The 16,838-nt window shown below is 70.1% G+C and carries 18 protein-coding genes and 2 pseudogenes; 10 read left to right on the top strand and 10 right to left on the bottom strand.

Going from position 1 to position 16,838, the window contains the following annotated elements:
• Positions 1–240 precede the first annotated feature (240 nt).
• The 5 genes from ABZU99_RS09370 to ABZU99_RS09350 all read left to right on the top strand — a co-directional run bounded on the left by ABZU99_RS09370 (position 241) and on the right by ABZU99_RS09350 (position 4,239).
• Positions 241–2,565, top strand: a complete 2,325-nt coding sequence (locus tag ABZU99_RS09370; RefSeq protein ID WP_355942006.1) for a nitrate- and nitrite sensing domain-containing protein — start codon at positions 241–243, stop codon at positions 2,563–2,565.
• On the top strand, positions 2,562–2,963 hold the full coding sequence (locus tag ABZU99_RS09365) for a roadblock/LC7 domain-containing protein (protein WP_355942009.1): 402 nt from the start codon (positions 2,562–2,564) through the stop codon (positions 2,961–2,963). Before ABZU99_RS09370 ends, ABZU99_RS09365 begins: the two co-directional genes overlap by 4 nt.
• Positions 2,963–3,328, top strand: a complete 366-nt coding sequence (locus ABZU99_RS09360; protein ID WP_355942012.1) for a DUF742 domain-containing protein — start codon at positions 2,963–2,965, stop codon at positions 3,326–3,328. The genes ABZU99_RS09365 and ABZU99_RS09360 overlap by 1 nt, the downstream gene beginning before the upstream one ends.
• The gene (locus ABZU99_RS09355) at positions 3,315–3,908 is read left to right on the top strand and encodes an ATP/GTP-binding protein (protein ID WP_355942014.1); all 594 of its coding nucleotides are present in this window, start codon (positions 3,315–3,317) and stop codon (positions 3,906–3,908) included. The genes ABZU99_RS09360 and ABZU99_RS09355 overlap by 14 nt, the downstream gene beginning before the upstream one ends.
• Before the next feature lie 142 nt (positions 3,909–4,050).
• Positions 4,051–4,239, top strand: a complete 189-nt coding sequence (locus tag ABZU99_RS09350) for a hypothetical protein (RefSeq protein ID WP_355942330.1) — start codon at positions 4,051–4,053, stop codon at positions 4,237–4,239.
• Between the two features lie 28 nt (positions 4,240–4,267).
• Here the strand turns inward: ABZU99_RS09350 and ABZU99_RS09345 are convergent, their stop codons facing one another.
• Positions 4,268–4,738 carry a hypothetical protein gene (locus ABZU99_RS09345; protein WP_356049545.1) on the bottom strand — a complete coding sequence of 157 codons (471 nt, stop codon included), beginning with the start codon at positions 4,736–4,738 and terminating at the stop codon, positions 4,268–4,270.
• A gap of 80 nt (positions 4,739–4,818) precedes the next feature.
• Between ABZU99_RS09345 and ABZU99_RS09340 the strand changes: the two are divergent.
• A pseudogene (locus ABZU99_RS09340) lies at positions 4,819–4,971 on the top strand (RpiR family transcriptional regulator); the annotation flags it as partial.
• Between the two features lie 45 nt (positions 4,972–5,016).
• On the opposite strand, the gene ABZU99_RS09335 reads toward ABZU99_RS09340, so the two are convergent.
• Both ABZU99_RS09335 and ABZU99_RS09330 read right to left on the bottom strand, forming a co-directional pair.
• Positions 5,017–5,940 (bottom strand): TIGR03620 family F420-dependent LLM class oxidoreductase, encoded by a 924-nt coding sequence (locus ABZU99_RS09335; protein ID WP_355942017.1) that lies wholly within the window; start codon positions 5,938–5,940, stop codon positions 5,017–5,019.
• A gap of 49 nt (positions 5,941–5,989) precedes the next feature.
• On the bottom strand, positions 5,990–6,427 hold the full coding sequence (locus ABZU99_RS09330) for a TIGR03618 family F420-dependent PPOX class oxidoreductase (protein WP_356049535.1): 438 nt from the start codon (positions 6,425–6,427) through the stop codon (positions 5,990–5,992).
• 354 nt (positions 6,428–6,781) lie between these two features.
• Here ABZU99_RS09330 and ABZU99_RS09325 point away from each other — a divergent pair, with 354 nt between their 5' ends.
• On the top strand, positions 6,782–6,994 hold the full coding sequence (locus ABZU99_RS09325) for a hypothetical protein (protein WP_356049533.1): 213 nt from the start codon (positions 6,782–6,784) through the stop codon (positions 6,992–6,994).
• Here the strand turns inward: ABZU99_RS09325 and ABZU99_RS09320 are convergent.
• The 4 genes and pseudogenes from ABZU99_RS09320 to ABZU99_RS09305 form a co-directional block, all read right to left on the bottom strand.
• The gene (locus tag ABZU99_RS09320; RefSeq protein WP_355942023.1) at positions 6,931–8,193 is read right to left on the bottom strand and encodes a YncE family protein; all 1,263 of its coding nucleotides are present in this window, start codon (positions 8,191–8,193) and stop codon (positions 6,931–6,933) included. The two genes, ABZU99_RS09325 and ABZU99_RS09320, sit on opposite strands and share 64 nt — an antisense overlap.
• Positions 8,194–8,407: 214 nt before the next feature.
• The gene (locus ABZU99_RS09315) at positions 8,408–10,033 is read right to left on the bottom strand and encodes an APC family permease (RefSeq protein ID WP_355942026.1); all 1,626 of its coding nucleotides are present in this window, start codon (positions 10,031–10,033) and stop codon (positions 8,408–8,410) included.
• Between the two features lie 245 nt (positions 10,034–10,278).
• Positions 10,279–10,896, bottom strand: coding sequence for an NAD(P)H-dependent oxidoreductase (locus ABZU99_RS09310; RefSeq protein WP_355942029.1), 618 nt, complete (start codon positions 10,894–10,896; stop codon positions 10,279–10,281).
• A 186-nt stretch (positions 10,897–11,082) separates the two neighbouring features.
• Positions 11,083–11,357 (bottom strand): annotated as a pseudogene (locus ABZU99_RS09305) (NAD-dependent epimerase/dehydratase family protein); the annotation flags it as partial.
• Positions 11,358–11,532: 175 nt separating this feature from the next.
• On the opposite strand from ABZU99_RS09305, the gene ABZU99_RS09300 reads away from it, so the two are divergent.
• Positions 11,533–11,766 carry a hypothetical protein gene (locus ABZU99_RS09300; protein WP_355942031.1) on the top strand — a complete coding sequence of 78 codons (234 nt, stop codon included), beginning with the start codon at positions 11,533–11,535 and terminating at the stop codon, positions 11,764–11,766.
• Between the two features lie 192 nt (positions 11,767–11,958).
• On the opposite strand, the gene ABZU99_RS09295 is transcribed toward ABZU99_RS09300, so the two are convergent.
• The 3 genes from ABZU99_RS09295 to ABZU99_RS09285 all read right to left on the bottom strand — a co-directional run bounded on the left by ABZU99_RS09295 (position 11,959) and on the right by ABZU99_RS09285 (position 14,670).
• Positions 11,959–13,149: a cytochrome c oxidase assembly protein gene (locus tag ABZU99_RS09295; RefSeq protein ID WP_356049530.1), complete on the bottom strand. Its 1,191-nt coding sequence runs from the start codon at positions 13,147–13,149 to the stop codon at positions 11,959–11,961.
• A complete protein-coding gene (locus ABZU99_RS09290; protein WP_356049528.1) occupies positions 13,149–13,712 on the bottom strand; it encodes a DUF2243 domain-containing protein in 564 nt (187 codons plus the stop codon). Before ABZU99_RS09290 ends, ABZU99_RS09295 begins: the two co-directional genes overlap by 1 nt.
• Before the next feature lie 163 nt (positions 13,713–13,875).
• The gene (locus ABZU99_RS09285) at positions 13,876–14,670 is read right to left on the bottom strand and encodes a SigB/SigF/SigG family RNA polymerase sigma factor (RefSeq protein ID WP_356049526.1); all 795 of its coding nucleotides are present in this window, start codon (positions 14,668–14,670) and stop codon (positions 13,876–13,878) included.
• A gap of 281 nt (positions 14,671–14,951) precedes the next feature.
• Here ABZU99_RS09285 and ABZU99_RS09280 point away from each other — a divergent pair, with 281 nt between their 5' ends.
• The gene (locus ABZU99_RS09280; RefSeq protein ID WP_356049524.1) at positions 14,952–15,809 is read left to right on the top strand and encodes an SDR family oxidoreductase; all 858 of its coding nucleotides are present in this window, start codon (positions 14,952–14,954) and stop codon (positions 15,807–15,809) included.
• An 85-nt stretch (positions 15,810–15,894) separates the two neighbouring features.
• A complete protein-coding gene (locus ABZU99_RS09275) occupies positions 15,895–16,800 on the top strand; it encodes a glycosyltransferase (protein ID WP_356049522.1) in 906 nt (301 codons plus the stop codon).
• Positions 16,801–16,838 lie beyond the last annotated feature (38 nt).

Here is a 16,838-nt window from a genome sequence, read left to right as displayed (position 1 = left end):
GGATCGCGTTCCCTCGTCTACCATGCCTTGATCGTTTCAGCAACGTCTCCCTTTTCCGTCGCCGCTGGTTATGATCGGCGTCCCTCTGATAGCCCATGAGCCGGACCGACGTCCCCTGCTCTCCCAGGCAGGCCGCCGGGCCCGGCCGTTGGTTCGCCCCGCCCCCTCCGCCCACGAGGACTGATGACTTCCACCGACCCAGAGGCCCCACGGCCTCCGAGAACCGGCCGACAGCGCGTCGTGCGGCTTCGCACCCTGCTCATCTGGCTCGCGGTGGTGCCGACCGTCGCGATGGGCCTCCAGGTCGCCGTCTCCGCGGACCGCTTGATGCAGCAGTCGGCGAATCTCCGTGCCCAGGTGGCGGCCGGCCAGCTCGCGGGTAAACCTTTGTACAAGCTCATGGTCGCGATGCAGCGCGAGCGCGCGACGACGGCCGCCAGCTGGGCGGGGTCTGCGGTCTCACGGGCGGAACTGCGGGCCAAGCGCGCGGCCACCGACCGGGCCGAGGCCGCGTTCCACCGGGCCGCCGACCACGGCCTGCGGAAGTCCGGGCAGGCGGACGACCATCTGCACATGGTGGAGGACCGCCTGGACGACCTGGATGCCTACCGGGAGCGCGCGGACGCCCGTCGCGGCGGTGTGGACCGCACCATCGGCTACTACACGGGCACGATCGGCCACATCATCCGGGTGTACGAAGCGCTCAGTCACATGGATGACGCCGAGCTCACACGGGCGGCCCGCCCGGTGGTGGCGATGTTCTCGGCGTCGGAGGTGCTGGCGCAGGAGGACACGATTCTCTCCACCGCCGGTCCGGGCAAGCAGCTGACCCGCTCCGCTTTCGGCGCGTTCACCAACGCCATCGGTGCCCACAGCTTCTTCTACGGCACCTGGATCGTCCCGTATCTGCCCGACGAGGACCAAAAGTTCCTCCGGGCAATCATCGACTCGGACGCGTGGAAGACCAAGACCCGCATCGAGAGCGCGGTCATCTCCGACCACCAGGACACCCGCACCGGCGTAGAGCTTCCCCAGCAGGTCGAGAGTTGGCCGGTCGTCTACCACACCTTCGCCGCGGAGTTGGACAATCTCAACGTCGTGGAGCTGGACGAGGTACTCACGGACGCCGACGCCAAGGCCGACCAGCTGGACGAACAGGTCGCCTGGCTGATCGGGGGCAGCGCGGTCGCGCTCCTCGTCGTCGTGGCCGTCGTCGTCTTCACCACCCGCACCGTGCTGCGCCGCATGGACAGGCTGCACAAGAACACCGTCACCATCGCCGAGCAGACGCTGCCGGACGTGGTGTCACGCTTGCAGCAGGGCCGCCCCGTCGATGTCGGCACGCTCCCCGAACCCCGGGGTGAGCGGGACGAGGTCGGGCGCATCAGCGACGCGTTCGCGCGCGCCGTCGCCGTGTCCATCGACGGGCACCGGCAGCTGGCGGACGAGCGCCAGGGCTTCGGCATGTTCGCCGCGGGCATCGCCTCCCGTACCGGCAACCTGGTCAGCCGTCAGCTGAGCCTCACCGAGGACCTCCAGGACACCTTCGGCCACGACGAGGCGCTCCTGGCACAGCTGATGAGGTCCGACCAGCTGACCGTCGGCATGCGGCGGCAGATCGAGAACCTGCTCATCCTGGCGGGTGGCGAGATCCCGGATCCGCACACCGAGCCCATGCGCGTGGCCGATCTGCTGCGCGAGGCCGCCTCGGAGGTCGAGGACTTCCGGCGCATCGACCGGCACGCCATGGACGAGGTCAGCGTGGAGCCGCGGGTCATCAGCCAGATCAGCCACCTCCTCGCGGAGCTGCTGGACAACGCCACCCGGTTCTCCCCGCCGGCCTCGAAGGTCATCATCCGGTCCGAGCTGGTGTCCGACGGGTTGTCGGTGGAGGTCGAGGACCGCGGTCCTCGGGTGGCTCCCGAGCGCTACGAGGAGATGAACGGGCGGCTGCACTCCGCGTCGTACGCCGTCCTGGCGGAGAACGCCCACCGCCTGGGCCTCTTTGTGGTCGGCCACCTCGCCGACCAGCTCGGGGCCAAAGTCACCCTGCGCCGCTCGGTGTTCGGCGGTACCTCAGCCGTCGTCGTCATCCCCGAGGAACACCTCGTCAAGACCGAGCAGCCGGCGGCCCCCGAGCCGGCGCCCACACCCCCCGCACCACGGCGCCCTGAGGAGAGCGAGCCCGAGCACGAGAGCGAGCCCGAGCACGAGAGCAAGCCCGAGCACGAGAGCAAGCCCGAGCACGAGAGCAAGCCCGAGCACGAGAGCAAGCCCGTCCGCTCCGCGGCCCCGGCGGGCCCCGCTCCCACCGGGACCAAGCTGCCCCGCCGGCAGCGCACCAAGACAAAGGCGGACCAGGCGAAGCCGGCGGACCGCCCCTCCCGGCCGCCCCTGCCCGAGCGCGTACCGCAGAGCCACTTGGCCGAGCAGCTCCGCGAGCCGCGCGCGGTGCACCACATGGGCGAGGACACCGCGACGCCGGAGGAAGTGGCCGACGCCTGGGCGGACTACGAAGACGGCACGGAAAAAGTAGAAGCAGAGCTCCGACGGGATCAGCCATGACGACGCCTAACGATGCGATCTACAGCATCCTGGACAACAACCTGAGCAGAATCGCCGGCATCGAGGGAGCGGTGCTCCTGTCCAACGACGGGATCAAGCTCAGCGCCTACTTGCTGGAACGGGATCAGGCGGAGCGAGTGGCCGCGGCGTCCTCCGGTATCGCCGCCACCATGAAAGCGATCTCCCGCGAGATCGGCGGCGGCCGGGTGATCCGCCAGCTGGTGGAGATGGAGGACATGTACCTGTGCATCGTCGGATGCGGGGAGGGCAGCACGCTCATCGTGGTGACCTCCCGCAAGGCGCGGCTCGGGGAGCTGGGTGGCGAGGCGGTACGGGCCTCCCAGGCGCTCGGTGAGTGGCTGGGCACCCCCGAGCGCGCTCGGAGCCCCAAGCAGTAATGGCGGACGATCCGGCGCCCGGAAGGCCCCGCCGACCGCGGCTGTACGCCCTCACCGATGGGCGTACGGCCGCCCCCCGCGCGGCGCTGACCATGGACACGATGATCACGGCGACGGACGCCGCGGACGACCAGAGCAGCCTGTCCACCGAGTGGCAGGCCATCCTCGACATGTGCCGGCCGCCCAACGGGCGCGCGGTCGCCGAGATCGCCGCCCGTATGGGGATGCGCCTCACCCCGATGGCGGTCCTGCTCGGCGAACTCGCGGACCGCGGTCTGGTCCACCACCGGCCGCCCCTGGAAGCGGCCGAGACCTCCAATGTCCAACTGCTCATGAGAATCAGGGACAGCCTTGCCCGCATATGACAACGCTCCCCAGGAAGAGTCCCCCGTCAAGATCTTGATCGCCGGGGGATTCGGCGTCGGCAAGACGACCCTGGTCGAAGCGATCTCCGAGATCGAGCCACTGCGCACCGAGGAACGACTGACGGCCGCGGGTGCCGGGGTCGACGATCTGGACGGCATCGAGGCCAAGACGGCGACCACCGTCGCGATGGACTTCGGCCGTATCACCCTCAGCGACGCCGGAGTCGTCCTCTATCTGTTCGGCACCCCGGGCCAGGAACGCTTCTGGTTCATGTGGGACGACCTGCTGAACGGGGCGCTGGGAGCGATCGTGCTGGTCGACACCCGCCGCCTGGACCGCAGCTTCGCGGCCGTGGACTTCTTCGAGAACCGCGGGCTGCCCTTCGTCGTCGGCGCCAACTGCTTCAACGGCGAGCAGTTGTACACCGCCGAGGAGATCAGGGCCGCTCTGCACCTGGGCAATCCGGACACGCCCATCCTCATGCTCGACGCCCGCTCCCATGACGATGTCCGCGGCGCGCTGCTCGCGCTCATGGACCTGCTCATCGCCAAGGCGCAGGCGGCGGCGGCCCAGGTATGACGGCCGGCCGGCCGCCGGGCGGACTCGCCACTCTGTGCGAAGGCCGCGTACACACAGCGACCAGCGGTGAAGGCCGGGACCTGCCCGAGTACAATCGGCACCAGCGGGGGCAGGGCCGCGTGACAGCGAGCGGAGGCCTTCCATGACTGAGCCAACCCCCTCCCGGGCCGCAGACAAGCGGGACACCGGCGAGCGCAAGGAAACCCCTCACCCTGACTTTCTGAGGACGACCCCCTCCCAAGCCGAAGGGGAGCGGGACGACGAAAAGGACGCCGGTCACCCGGACTTCCTGAGGACGACTCCGTCGCAAGCCGAAGGAGAGCGGGACTAGGAAACACCCCACCGGCCGTCAGCCCCGGTCACCGGTGCAGATTCCGTTCTCCCCAGCTCAGGCGGCGATTTCGGCACGGTGGCGGGCGGCGACTTCGCGCTGCACGCTGCCGAGGTGGTCTTGACCGTGGACAGGGTGACGTAGAGCCCGGCGGCCAGTTCCTCATGGGTGCGGCCGCGGGCGACCAAGTACCACGTCGAGTTCGCGCCGGGTCAGCGGCTCGAGCGGTCTGTGCCGCCCTTTCGCGGTGTGCACCGGACGGGCCTCGGACGTGGCCGTACGGCCGCGCTGGGGGGCCGTCCGCCGCCGCGGCCCGCACCGCCTCGGTGAGCGGGCCGGGAGCGCCGTCTTTGAGAAGGAAGCCGCAGGCGTCCTTGCGCAGTGTCTCGTAGACGTAGGCGTCGAGGTCGAAGGTGGTGGCGATCAGGACGTTCATGGGGTCCTGGACACCGGGCCCGGCCAGCAGCCGGGTGGCCTCCAGGCCGTCCAGCTCGGGCATGCGGATGTCCAGGAGGCCCACGTCGGGATGGTCTCGCGTTCCCGGGCCCGGAGCGTGTCGTACAGCCGCAGACACAGCCCCCCGCCGCCGGAACCGCGGCCGCCGGCACGATGGCCGGTGCGGTGTCCGTCCACGCCTCCGCCGGGCTCTGGGCCCAGTCGGGCGGCTATGAAGACGCGGCCCTGCTGGGGTGCTCGGCGGCTGCGCTCGGCATCCCGGGGCCGGGCCGCTACCCCTCGCCGGTGAAGAACGCGGGCGCTGACGGCGGCTCAGGCTCGTCAGACCAGGAGGACCGGGGCCAGCCGACGCAGGTCCTCCAGCTGCTGGTCGAGTGTCCGCGCGAGGGGTTGTACGCAGACGTGGTCGGCGCCGGCCCCGTAGTGCGCCCGGATGTGCTCACCCAGCTTCTCCGGGTCGCCCCAGGGGACGACCGCGTCGATGAGCTCGTCGCTGCCTCCGTTCTTGAAGTCGGAGTCCGAGAAGCCCAGCTCGCGCAGGCTGTTCAGATAGTTGGGCAGGGTGAGATACAAGGACGCGTACGCGCGGGCGGTGGCCCGGGCCCGCTCGGGGTCGGTGTCGACCACCACGGCCTGCTCGGGGGCGAGGAGGGGATCGGGGCCCAGGGTCTCCCGGGCCCTGCGGGTGTGTTCGGGCGTGACGAAGTAGGTGTGGGCGCCCTGGGCCCGCGTGGCGGCGAGCTTCAGCATGTTGGTGCGCAGCGCCGCGAGCACACGCGGCACCTGCTCGGGCAACGGAGCGTCGTAGGGCGTGGCGTCCATGGCGTCGAGGTAGGCCCGCATGGTGGACACCGGCTTGCTGTAGTCGTGTCCGCGGCTGGTCACCAACGGGCTGTGGCTGACACCGAGGCCCAACACGAAACGGCTCTGCCACGCCTCGGCGAGTGTGTTGGCGCCGTTGGCCGCGGCGGTGGCGTCACGGCCATAGATGTTGGCGATGCCGGTTGCGATCATCATCTGCCGGCTTGCGGAGAGCAGGAGCGCCGCATGGGTCAGCGACTCCTTTCCGTTGGGGAACTCCACGAACCACAGGGTCCGGTAGCCGAGGTCCTCGATCGCGGCGGCGGCGCGCCGCTCCTCGTCCGCCGCCGCCGTGGACAGCGAGGCGAGCCATACGCCCGTGCGGCCCAGGCGCCGTTTGAGGGCGGGCCGGTCCACGGGCGCGGGTGCGGGGCGTTCAGCCATGCCAGTGCTCCTCGCTGTGCTCGATCTTTCCTGTCGGCGGCCCCCGGTGTCAGTTGCCATACACACGCTCAGGGTGGACGAAGACGGCGGCACGGCGCTCTTCGGCCATCGCGCGGTCATAGGCCCCCCAGTCGTCCTGGGTGCCGCCCGCGGCGGTGAAGATCTCACGCAGCAGCCGCCGCAGGCGCTCGCCGTCGATGCCGTCGTACGGGTCGTCGGGGCCCGCGATCTCGGCCCGGCCCTCGACGGTGGCCCAGTTCCACCCGGCGCGGAACGTGAGGGCGGTACGCGGTCGTGCCCGCAGGTGGGCGAGTTTGGTGGGGCCATAGGTGACAAAGGCGACCACCGGTTCGTCGGTCACGGGATGGTCGATGATCCCGGCATTGACCACCGACGCCTGGATCGAGCCGTCGGCACGGGTGGTGGCCACGACCGCCAGGTTGTGATCGGCGGCGGCGATCCGGACCACGTCCTTGAGATCGGTCATCGGGTGCCTTTCTCCGCGGACCGGGTGTTTCCACGATGGCTCCCGTCCGCACAGGTCACAACCGCGGTGTCAGCCCGCCGCCCCGGTTCAGGCTCCTGCCGGCGTCGTCGTACACGGCGGCCGCTCGGCGCCGGCCCCGGCGAGGAGCGCGTCGCGGGCGCGAGTCGGCGACTCGGCCGTTCGAGTTACGTGCCGACCAGGGGAACCGCACCATCGAATGGTCGGAAACCGTGTCCGCGTTCCTTCATAGCGTCGCTGTACACACGGATCCCAGAAGTCCGGCAGGCCGCACGGCGCTACGAAGGCGTCTCAGAGCCCAGCCGCAACCGTGCCAGGGCGATTGAGGTGACCACGATGGACAGTCTCCGGACCGATGGGCGCGAGGGCGGACGGGCCACAGCGCCCTTCGCCGCCGCCGACGTATCCACCACCGCCGGCGTCGCCCCGCAGCCCGGCGAGGCGCCCGGGACGGCCATTCCGGCCGCCGCATCGCTGACGGGTGTCTACGGGGCCGTCGGCCCGGTCCAGTCCGCCGCCACCTGGCCGATGCGCACGCGCTGCGGGTGATCGCCGACCGATACGGACGCGGTCTTCTTGCCTGTCTTGAAGTCGATCGCGGTGACCTGGTCGGCACCGCTCTCGGAGACGACACAGGACGTGCCGTCGCCGCTCACCGTCGCCCAGTACGGCTTCGAGGCCGGCACCAGGGGGCCCTCCTGGAACGAGGCCCGGTCGACGATCGTGGCGTAGTCGTCCATCGTCCCGGCGACGCACACCTTGGTGCCTTCCGGGCTCATCGACAGACCGTGGTGGCGGGAGTCGTTGACCCAGGTGGTGCGGTCCTCGCTGGTGGCCGGGTTCTTCGGAAGGGTCTTAGCACGGGTGATCTTGTCTGTGGCCACGTCGTACTCCAGGAAGCCGTTGAAGAACGAGACCTGGAAGTACAGCTTCGACCCATCGGGGGTGAAGGCGACGGGCCGGACGGCGTCGGAGAGGTCCTTGCGGCCGAAGGCGTCGAGCCGCTCGCGCATGTCGATGACCTTGACCTGCTGGTAGGTGTTCGCGTCGACCACGGTGATGCGCCGGTCGCCCTTCGTCCAGTCCCACGACGGGTCGTCCAGTGCGGTGTTGACCTCCCCGATCGACATGTTCCACAGATACCTGCCGCCATCGGTGAAGACGTTCTCATGGGGCTTGTCCCCGGTGGCGAACGATCCGAGCTGCTTTCCCGTCTCGATGTCGAGGACATGCACCGTGTTGGACGTCGACGCCGAGACCGCGACCCGCTTGCCGTCGGGCGATACCGCCATGTGGTCCGAGCGGAATCCCGATACGGGGAAACGCCAGTTGAGCTTCCCCGTGGCCAGATCGATGGACACCACATCGGCGAAGCTCGGCCGGGAGACGACGATGTCCGAACCGTCCGGGGTGGAGTACATGTCGTCGACGAACTGGTCGTGTCCTTCTCCCGGTCCCTGCCGGATGCCCAGGAAGAAGGCGAGCTTGACGGGGTTGAGGTAGATCTCCGTCAGGCGCTGCCGCTTGTCCGGTATGACGTTGATCCGGCCGATCCTGGCGAGGTCACCGCTGGACTTGATGACGTCGGCGGTGCCGTCCCAGTTGTTGCCCACGAACATCACCTCCCGCAGCCCGGCGGCCGTCGGCCGCGCGGAGGCGCTCACCGCCGTGGCACCGGTCACGGCCAGTGCCACGGCTAGGGACGCCGACAGTACGCGCCGGGTACGCCAGGCTGCACGGACAGGCATGGTCACTCCATTCGAGGTGGCGGGACTGTCGTCGTCATCACGGCTCTGCCCATGGAGCGGGGCGGGGCGGCTGGACGCCGCTTACCGGAAAGTAATGAAGGGAGTCGCGTCCCACAAGAGTTCGGACGCGGGAAAATGACACACGCTCACCTTCCCCCCTTGGCGGGCCCGAGGTCAGACCGGCGGGCCCGTGGTCAGACCGGCGGGCCCGAGGTCAGACCGGCGGGCCCGAGGTCGCCCCGGCCGGAGCCGTCCTGAGGTGGTCGGCGCCCGAGCGCACCGCCCACACGAACACCGCGAGCGAGAGGGCTCCCACCGCCACCGAGTCGTACGGCGCCGGCAGCCGGCCGGAACCGCCGAAGGTGCCCAGCCACGACAGCAGGGTCAGCGCGGTCAGATGGAACACCAGCCAGGCGCCGTGCCGCAGCTCGTCGAGCGCCGGACGGCCCTCGGTGCCACGCCGCTGCAGTATCAGGAACAGCGGGACACCGGCCAGCACGAGCGGCAGCGCGAGCCGCAAGTCGTGCCAGCCGGACCAGAAGACGAACTCGGTGGCCACCACGAAGCTGATCGGTGCGATCCAGCGCACCCCCGGCACCTGGCCTTCCGAGCGTGGCGCTCCCCGCTCCCGGTCGTGTGCCCGGAACGCCGCGACGGCGACCGCCGAGGCCGCGTAGATGAGCAGATACATGTCGCCCATCACGCTCACGATGTCCTGCCAGCCACCGAACGGCAGCATGAAGACGATGATGACCACCAGATTGAGCAGCAGCGCCCGGTGCGCCACGCCGGACCGGGGATCGATCCGCATGAAGAAGCGGGGCAGCAGGCCGTTCTTGGCCAGGGCGTACGTATGCCGGGCGTTGATCGCCACCCCCACATAGGCGGAACCGCCCGGGGAGATCACCGCGTCGGCGTAGAGCAGCGTGGCCAGCCAGTGCAGATTGAGAATCAGGGCCAGCTCGCCGAACGGCGAATCGAAGTTGACGCCCTTCCAGCCGTGGCTCAGCAGGGACTCGGGCACGGTGAACAGAAAAGCCAGCTGGAGCCCGAGATAGAGAAGCACGGCCAGACCGATCGCGGTGAGCACCGCGGCCGGCACGTTACGGCGCGGGTTGCGCGCCTCTCCGGAGAAGTCGAGCGGGGCCTGGAAACCGTTGACGGAGTACACGATGCCGCCGCCGGCGAGCGCGGTCAGGCAGGCCGCGTAGCCGTACGGTGCGAAGCCGCCGTGGTCGGTGAGGCGCCCGGAGTGTGTGCCCGAGAGGAACAGGGCGACGACCGTGACGACCGGGATGACGACCTTGAACACCGAGATCAGGTTGTTCAGCCGGGCGAACATCCGCACGGCGAACCAGTTGAGCGCCGTCAGCAGGACGCTCAGCCCGACGGCCACCCCGAGGCCCGAGGCGGTGAGGGTGTCGCCGTGGTACAGCCCGGGCAGGTAGTGCGCGGCGTACTCCATGATCGCGCTGATCTCCGCCGCCGTACCGCCGACCGAGAGCACGACGGACCACCCGACCATCGTGCCGACCAGCCGCCCGCTGGCGTACAGCGGCCAGCGTACGGTGCCTCCGCCCTCCGGACGGGTGGCCCCGAGCTCCACCATGACCAGCGCGACCAGGGCGCACAACACACCCGCGGCGACCCAGGACAGCAGGGCGGCGGGTCCGGCGGCCTGGGCGGCGTACATGGCCGCGAACAGCCAGCCCGACCCCAGGATGTTGGAGAACCCGATCGCGGTCAGGCCCCAGAAGCCGAGATCCTTACGGAGCCGGCGTTCCTCGGCGAGGACAGCCGGAACGGCTGGAAGCTCCGGTGGCTGATTCTGCGGCGGCACGTGGCACGTCTCCTCGGATGATGCAGGACATACGAGTGCACAGCCTGCCACGCGGGACGGCGGGGACCGTCCAGGGGGTAGCCCGCTTGACGTGCGGATACGGGGTACGCGGCGTGGCAGGTGCCGCCGAGCGGACGAATCGGCGGCCGGCCACGAAAATGAAAGGGAGTGCCCCGTGGTACGGCCCCGGCCTTACTGTCCGGAGCGGTCGTACCGGACCGGTAGCACCGGCCGGCGGCTCGGCATCACCTCGCGCCCAGGACGCCGTCGTGCAGCCGTCCCTCCGCGTAGTCACAGGTGCCCTCGGCCCGGAACTGCAGCGCCGCCCGCGTCACCTCCGCTCCCAGCCCGCGCAGCTGTGCGCCGACCGATGGATCCGTGAGGTTCGCCTCGGGGTCGAACGCCCGGCTCGCTCGCGGTACGGCGATGACCAGCGGGACGGACCAGCCGCGCAGCGCCCGGACGATGAACTCCATCGAGTTGATCGTCTGCAGGCCCTGTACCCCTCCGGCGGTGGTCAGCATGCCGACGGGCTTGTTACTGAGGTAGGGCGGGTCACGGTCGGCGAGGAGGGTGAGCCAGTCCACCGCGTTCTTGAACGCGCCGCTGACCGACCCGTGGTACGTGGGGCTGCTCCACAGCAGGGCATCGGCCCCATAGGTGATGTCGGCCAGGGAGCGGGCGGCCGGCGGGATCCTGTGCTCGGGCGTGTAGAGCGGCAGATCCAGCCCGCCCAGGTCGATCACATCCGTTTCGGCGCCCGCTGCGGCGGCCCCCTCGATCGCCACCCGCAGTGCCGCGAGGCTGGTCGAGGTGGTCCGCAGTGAACCACCCATGCCGACGACGAGCACCGGGTGCGCCATCCTGGTCCACCCCTTCCGGCGAGGGCGAAGCGCGGCTTCTTCAGACCATCACCACCGGCACGGTCGTGCAACTCAGCGTTCGGGCTGCCTCCCTGGCGGAGTCTGCGCGAGCCAGTCAGCGAGGCGGGTGTCGTACAGCCGCGCCCCGTCCCCGGGCAGGAGGGTGCGCTTCTGGAGCGGAGCGCCGACATGGTGTCCGAGTTCCGCCTCGGCCCCGGCTCGGAGGAGATTCGTAGTCGAGGTTCGGAACAATTCCATCACCGCGTCGTCCGCGAACGAGGGTGAATTCGCCACATCGACCAGGACCTGTGCGCCCTGGCGCACTTCGGCAAGGCCCTCGCCGGTGAGCGTATTGACAGCCGTGCGGGGTGACGCCGGGATCGCGTCATGGCCCTGTTCGCCCAGTGTGCGCACGAGTGCGGACCGACCAGGCCGGTACCACCGATGACGACGATCCTCACGACAGACCCTTCGATGCCGCTCCCTTGATCCACGGTAACCGGCTGCCCTGCCGGACGGACCACATCAGGTGCGCCGGACGAGTTAACCTCCGGCGCGGTTCCCCGATTGCTGGCGCGCCTCCTTCGTTAAATCTGATCGTCAGTTCCCTCGCAACGACTCATCCGGAGGAATCACATGCGCATTGCGAAGAAGGCAGCGTTTTTGACCGCGGCGGCCGCCACGGCGGTGCTCGTCGGAGCCGGCGGCGCCGCCGCCTACGGTGGCAACGGCCTCGGTGGCTTCGGCGGCTTCGTACACCAGACCAACACGTGTGACGCCCGCACCGGCGACAACACTCAGGTCGGCGCGGACGGCCCGACCGGCGACATCAACATCACCCCCGCCTGCACCAACTTCATCAGCGGCTGACCGCTGAAGGAGCGTCGGCGACCGCGGTCGCCAAGCCATGGCGCTCCTCCCGTGCCCCCGGACGCACGCGTCCGGGGGCACGTGACTGCGTGGCGACGGTGGCCCGGACGGACCACATCAGGTGCGCCGGACGAGTTAACCTCCGGCGCGTTTCCCCGGTCACTGATGCACTTTCTACGTTAAATCTGATCGTCAGTTCCCTCGCAGCGACTCATCCGGAGGAATCACATGCGCATTGCGAAGAAGGCAGCGTTTCTGACCGCGGCGGCCGCCACGGCGGTGCTCGTCGGAGCCGGCGGCGCCGCCGCCTACGGCACCGGCTCCGGCTCCGGCGCCGCCGCCGCCGGCCTCGGTGGCTTCAGCGGCTTCATTTTCCAGAGCAACGACTGTGACGCCGCCACCGGCGCCAACACTCAGGTCGGCGGAGCCGCTCCGACCGGTGACATCAACGTCACCCCCACCTGCACCAACATCGTCAGCCGCGGCTGACCCCTGAAGGAGCGTCGGCGACCGCGGTCGCCGAGCCATGGCGCTCCTCCCGTGCCCCCGGATGCCACGCATCCGGGGGCGCGTGGCAGCGTGGCGACGGTCGGGACGCCACGTGGCGACGAGGGCGGCGGCGAGGAGGAGTTCGGCGATGTCGCCGCCGTAGTACATGATCTCCGCGCCACCTTGGACCTCGGCGGCGGGGGCGCGGATGCCGGGGAGGAAGCCGCCGTACATCAGCTGCGCGATCGTGGCATGGGCGGCGATGGCGATCCCGAGGACGACCAGCCGTGTGCGCACCGCGGGCCGCCGCGGGGCGGGGTCGGGGCCGGCGATGACGTAGGCGAACAGGCAGCCCGAGAGCAGGAAATGGGCGTGCAGCAGCCAGTGGGGCAGGGGCCCGCGCATGGCCATGGCGGACAGCGGCGTGAGGTAGAGCACCGCCAGGCTTCCCGTGCTCAGCAACACGGCCGTGCTCCAGTGGGTGAGCACTCCGGCGGGCCGGCTGCGCAGTACGGAGGTCAGCCGGCGGCCACGGACGGCGGGCAGGGCACGCAGCACGAGGGTGACGGGCGCGCCCAGCACGAGCGCCAGGGGACCGTACATGCCGAGGAGCATGTGCTGGGCCATATGGCCGCGGAAGTCCTCGTGCGCGAACGGCGCCAGCGGCGGGAGCAGCCCCGCGGCCAGCAGGGCGAGGCCGGTCAGGAAGCTCACCGTACGCCACCGCCCCCGGCCCCGAGCCGGATGGGCGCGCTGGGCTCGGTGGGCCAGCAGGAGGTAGCCGACGGCGATCAGCAGCAGCACGAGCGCGGGCAGCAGTACCTCCAGGGTGCCGCTGCCCGCGCCGTGGCGGTGTCCGGTGTGAAGGTGTCCGGTGTGAAGGTATCCGCTCATCAGGCGGGCCGCCCCGCACGCCCGGAGGCATCGGGAGCCTCGGGGTCAAGAGGCCGGCCGCCGCGCTGGAGCAGATAGCCCCCGGCGAGCAGCAGGGCGCCCAGGACGAGGAAGCCGATGTCCCACCAGAGCTGCCACGGGCCGCCGCGGACATGGTGGATTCCGAGGATGTGGTGGTCCAGTACGCCTTCGACGAGGTTGAACATGCCCCAGCCGGCCAGCACCCATCCCCACAGCACACGCGAGGCCCACACCCGGCGTCGGTCGTGGGCGACGCGGGAGTACAGGATGGCCAGGCCCAGCAGCACGGCGAGCCAGCACACGGCGTGGAAGATGCCGTCCCACACCGTGTTCATCTCCAGGCCGGAGACGGTGTGCGGGGAGTAGTACTTCACCCCGATGCGATCGTGGTCGGTGCCGGTGAGCATGTGGTGCCACTGCAGGAGCTGGTGCAGCAGGATGCCGTCGACGAATCCGCCGAGTCCCACCCCCAGCACGATGCCGGGCAGCCGGATGCTGTCGGGTGCGATGCCGTCCTCAACCCGACCAGCCGTGGTGGCCATCCGTGTGCTCCGTCCCCTCGAGTCCTGGGTCCGTGAACCGTTCTGGTCAAGACGCGTTTCCCGGCTTGGGCGGCGCGGTCACGGGCCCGCGCGAAACTTCACCGTCCGGCCGTGGTCCGGATGGCCTATTCGGGAGACCGTCCCCCGCCGCCCATCCGGTGGCTTACGCGGCCTTGGCTCCGACCTGCTCGCCCAGCCGCTCGCAGGTGCGGCTGATCAGGCGGGAGACATGCATCTGGGAGATGCCGAACCGGTCGGCGATCCGGCTCTGCGTCTCGTCGCAGAAGAAGCGCAGGTACAGGATCTCCCGCTCCCGGTCGGGCAATGCCCGCAGCCGCGGCTTGAGGGATTCCCGCTGTATGACCCGCTCGTAGGCCGGTTCGGCCGCGCCGAGAGTGTCGGCCAGCGAGTATCCGTCGTCCGCGCCCGGCAGTTCGACGTCCAGGGAGAGTGTCCTGAAGCTCTCCAGCGCCTCCATGCCGAGGAGGACGTCTTCCTCGCTCATCCCCGTGTGGTGCGCGATGACTGCGACACTGGGCGAACGGTCGTCCGCGGAATTGGTCAGTTCCCGCACGACGGTGCGGACGCGGTTGCGGAGCTCCTGCACCCGGCGCGGGACGTGCAGACCCCACATGTGGTCGCGGAAGTGCCGCTTGATCTCACCGACGATGGTCGGGACGGCGTAGCTCGCGAACGCCGAGCCGCGCTCCGGGTCATAGCGCCTGACCGCCTTGACCAGGCCGAGCATGGCGACCTGTTCCAGATCCTCAGGCGCCTCGCCACGGTTACGGAACTGCCCGGCGAGCCGCTCGGCCATCGGCATCCAGGCACGGACCACTTCCTGTCGCAGCGCCTCCTTCTCCGGGCCGTCCGGCAGGGCTGCGATCCTGCGGAATTCGGCGGAGGTGTCAGGGGCGTCATCGTGCGAATGCTTGGAGCCAGCTGCTCGTACGGCCATCACGCGCTTTACTCCCTTGGGCTGTGGTCGGTGTTATTCAGGAGCAAACCGGACACATAGGGTCGGCGAATGACACGCCGACTGGAGCCGGGATGCTCCATGGCGTGCCTCCGGTCCGAAGCACATGAGCCCGCCTGCCCCCGCCGGCCACCGCCAAACAAGATCTTTTCTCGTTCCTCCGGACGGTTTGTGGCCGATGCCCCGGGGGCACCCGGCGTCACAGTTGTGGCGCCGACTTTCGGGAGGCAAGTGACGTGAGTGGACAGGAACAGCGTCATCCCATGAAGCAGCATCCCCAGCCGGAGTTCCCGCAACAGGACCAGCGCCATCCCGGTGAAACGGACGCGATGGAGCCGCGGCCCGACCACGGGGAGGACAGCTACCGGGGCCATGGGCTGTTGCGGGACCGGCATTCCCTGATCACCGGCGGCGACTCCGGGATCGGCCGGGCGGTGGCGCTCGCATTCGCCAGGGAAGGCGCGGACGTCGCTTTCAGCTATCTGCCCGAGGAAGAGAAAGACGCCCAGGAAACCGCGCGGCTGGTCGAGGAGGCCGGGCGGCGTGCGGTGCCGGTGGCCTGTGACATCCGCGAAGAGGCCGAATGCCGGCGGCTGGTGGACCGCGCCGTCGATGCCTTCGGTTCCATCGACGTCCTCGTCAACAACGCCGCCTTCCAGATGTCGCAGCCCGAGGGGTTGGAGGCCATCTCGACGGAGCAGTTCGACCGGGTGATGCGCACGAATCTGTACGGGATGTTCTGGCTCTGCAAGATGTCCCTGCCGCACATCCCCGAAGGCGGCAGCATCATCAACACCACGTCGGTGCAGGCATACAAGCCCAGCGCCCACCTGCTCGACTACGCCACCTCAAAGGGCGCCATCGTCACCTTCACCCAGGGCCTCGCGGGAAACCTGGCGGAACGGGGCATCCGGGTGAACGCCGTGGCCCCCGGCCCCGTATGGACGCCGCTGATCCCCGCCACCTTGCCCGACACCTCGACGTTCGGGCAGCAGAGCCCGCTGAATCGGCCGGCCCAGCCCGCCGAGATGGCACCCGCCTATGTGTTCCTGGCGTCACAGCAGGCCAGCTACATCACCGCCGAGATCCTGAACGCCACCGGGGGCACGCCACTGCCCTGACGCCACGACCGCGCCCCCGGCCCGGGCCACCGCGATCACCCCTCTGCCACACATGTCCGCATCGCCTCCGGGGTACCCCGATGCCGTGCGCAGCAACTCTCCCGAGGACGTGACGGCGTCCGAACCCTCCGTCGGAGTGGTCATCGCCACCCGCGACCGCGCCGATTCGCTCGCCACCACCCTGGAGCACGTGACGGCCCTCCCGGAGCGGCCGCCGGTCCTCGTCGTGGACAACGGCTCGACCGACCACACCAGAGCCATGATCGCCGACCGCTTCCCCCAGGTGCGCGTCCTGGCGCACTCCGCCAACCGCGGGGCGCTCGCCCGCAACGACGGCGTACGTGCCCTGGAGGTGCCGTACATCGCCTTCAGCGACGACGACTCCTGGTGGCGGCCCGGCGCGCTGGCCCGGGCCGGCCGGGTCATGACCGAGCATCCACGCCTCGGCCTGCTGGCGGCCCAGGTCCGGGTCGGTCCGGACGAGCGCCCCGACCCGATCAACGCCGCGCTGGCCGCGTCCACCGCCGGCTGGGCCGACGACCTCCCGGGACCGGAGGTCTTCGGCTTCCTCGCCTGCGCGGCCGTGGTCCGCCGCAGCGCGTATCTGCAGGCGGGCGGGTTCCATCCGGTGATCTTCTTCGGCGGCGAGGAGACCCTGCTCGCCTACGACCTCGCGGCCAACGGCTGGGGCGTCGCATACTGCCCGGAGGTGGTCGCCCACCACCACCCGGCCGCGACGCAGCGCGAGGGCCGCAGCGCCGTCATACGCCGCAATGAGCTCCTCGGCTACTGGCTGCGGCGCCCGCTCCCCCTCGCGGCCCGGCACACCGGCGGGCTCCTCCTCGACGCCCGCCGGGACCCGGTGGCACGTACGGCCCTGCGCGGCGTATGCGCCCGTCTCCCGGCCGCGCTACGGCAGCGCCGTCCGTTGCCGCCGCATGTCGAGAGGGCCGTCCGGCGGATGGAGGGGAACGGCGCGTCCGGGCCGTGAGCGCCGGGCAAGGTGAGACTGACGGGCCGGGGTGGACG

This window comes from Streptomyces sp. NPDC005266, assembly GCF_040607655.1.
Taxonomy (GTDB): domain Bacteria; phylum Actinomycetota; class Actinomycetes; order Streptomycetales; family Streptomycetaceae; genus Streptomyces.
Note: the sequence above shows the minus strand (reverse complement) of the source record. Positions and strands in the feature narration are given on the sequence as shown.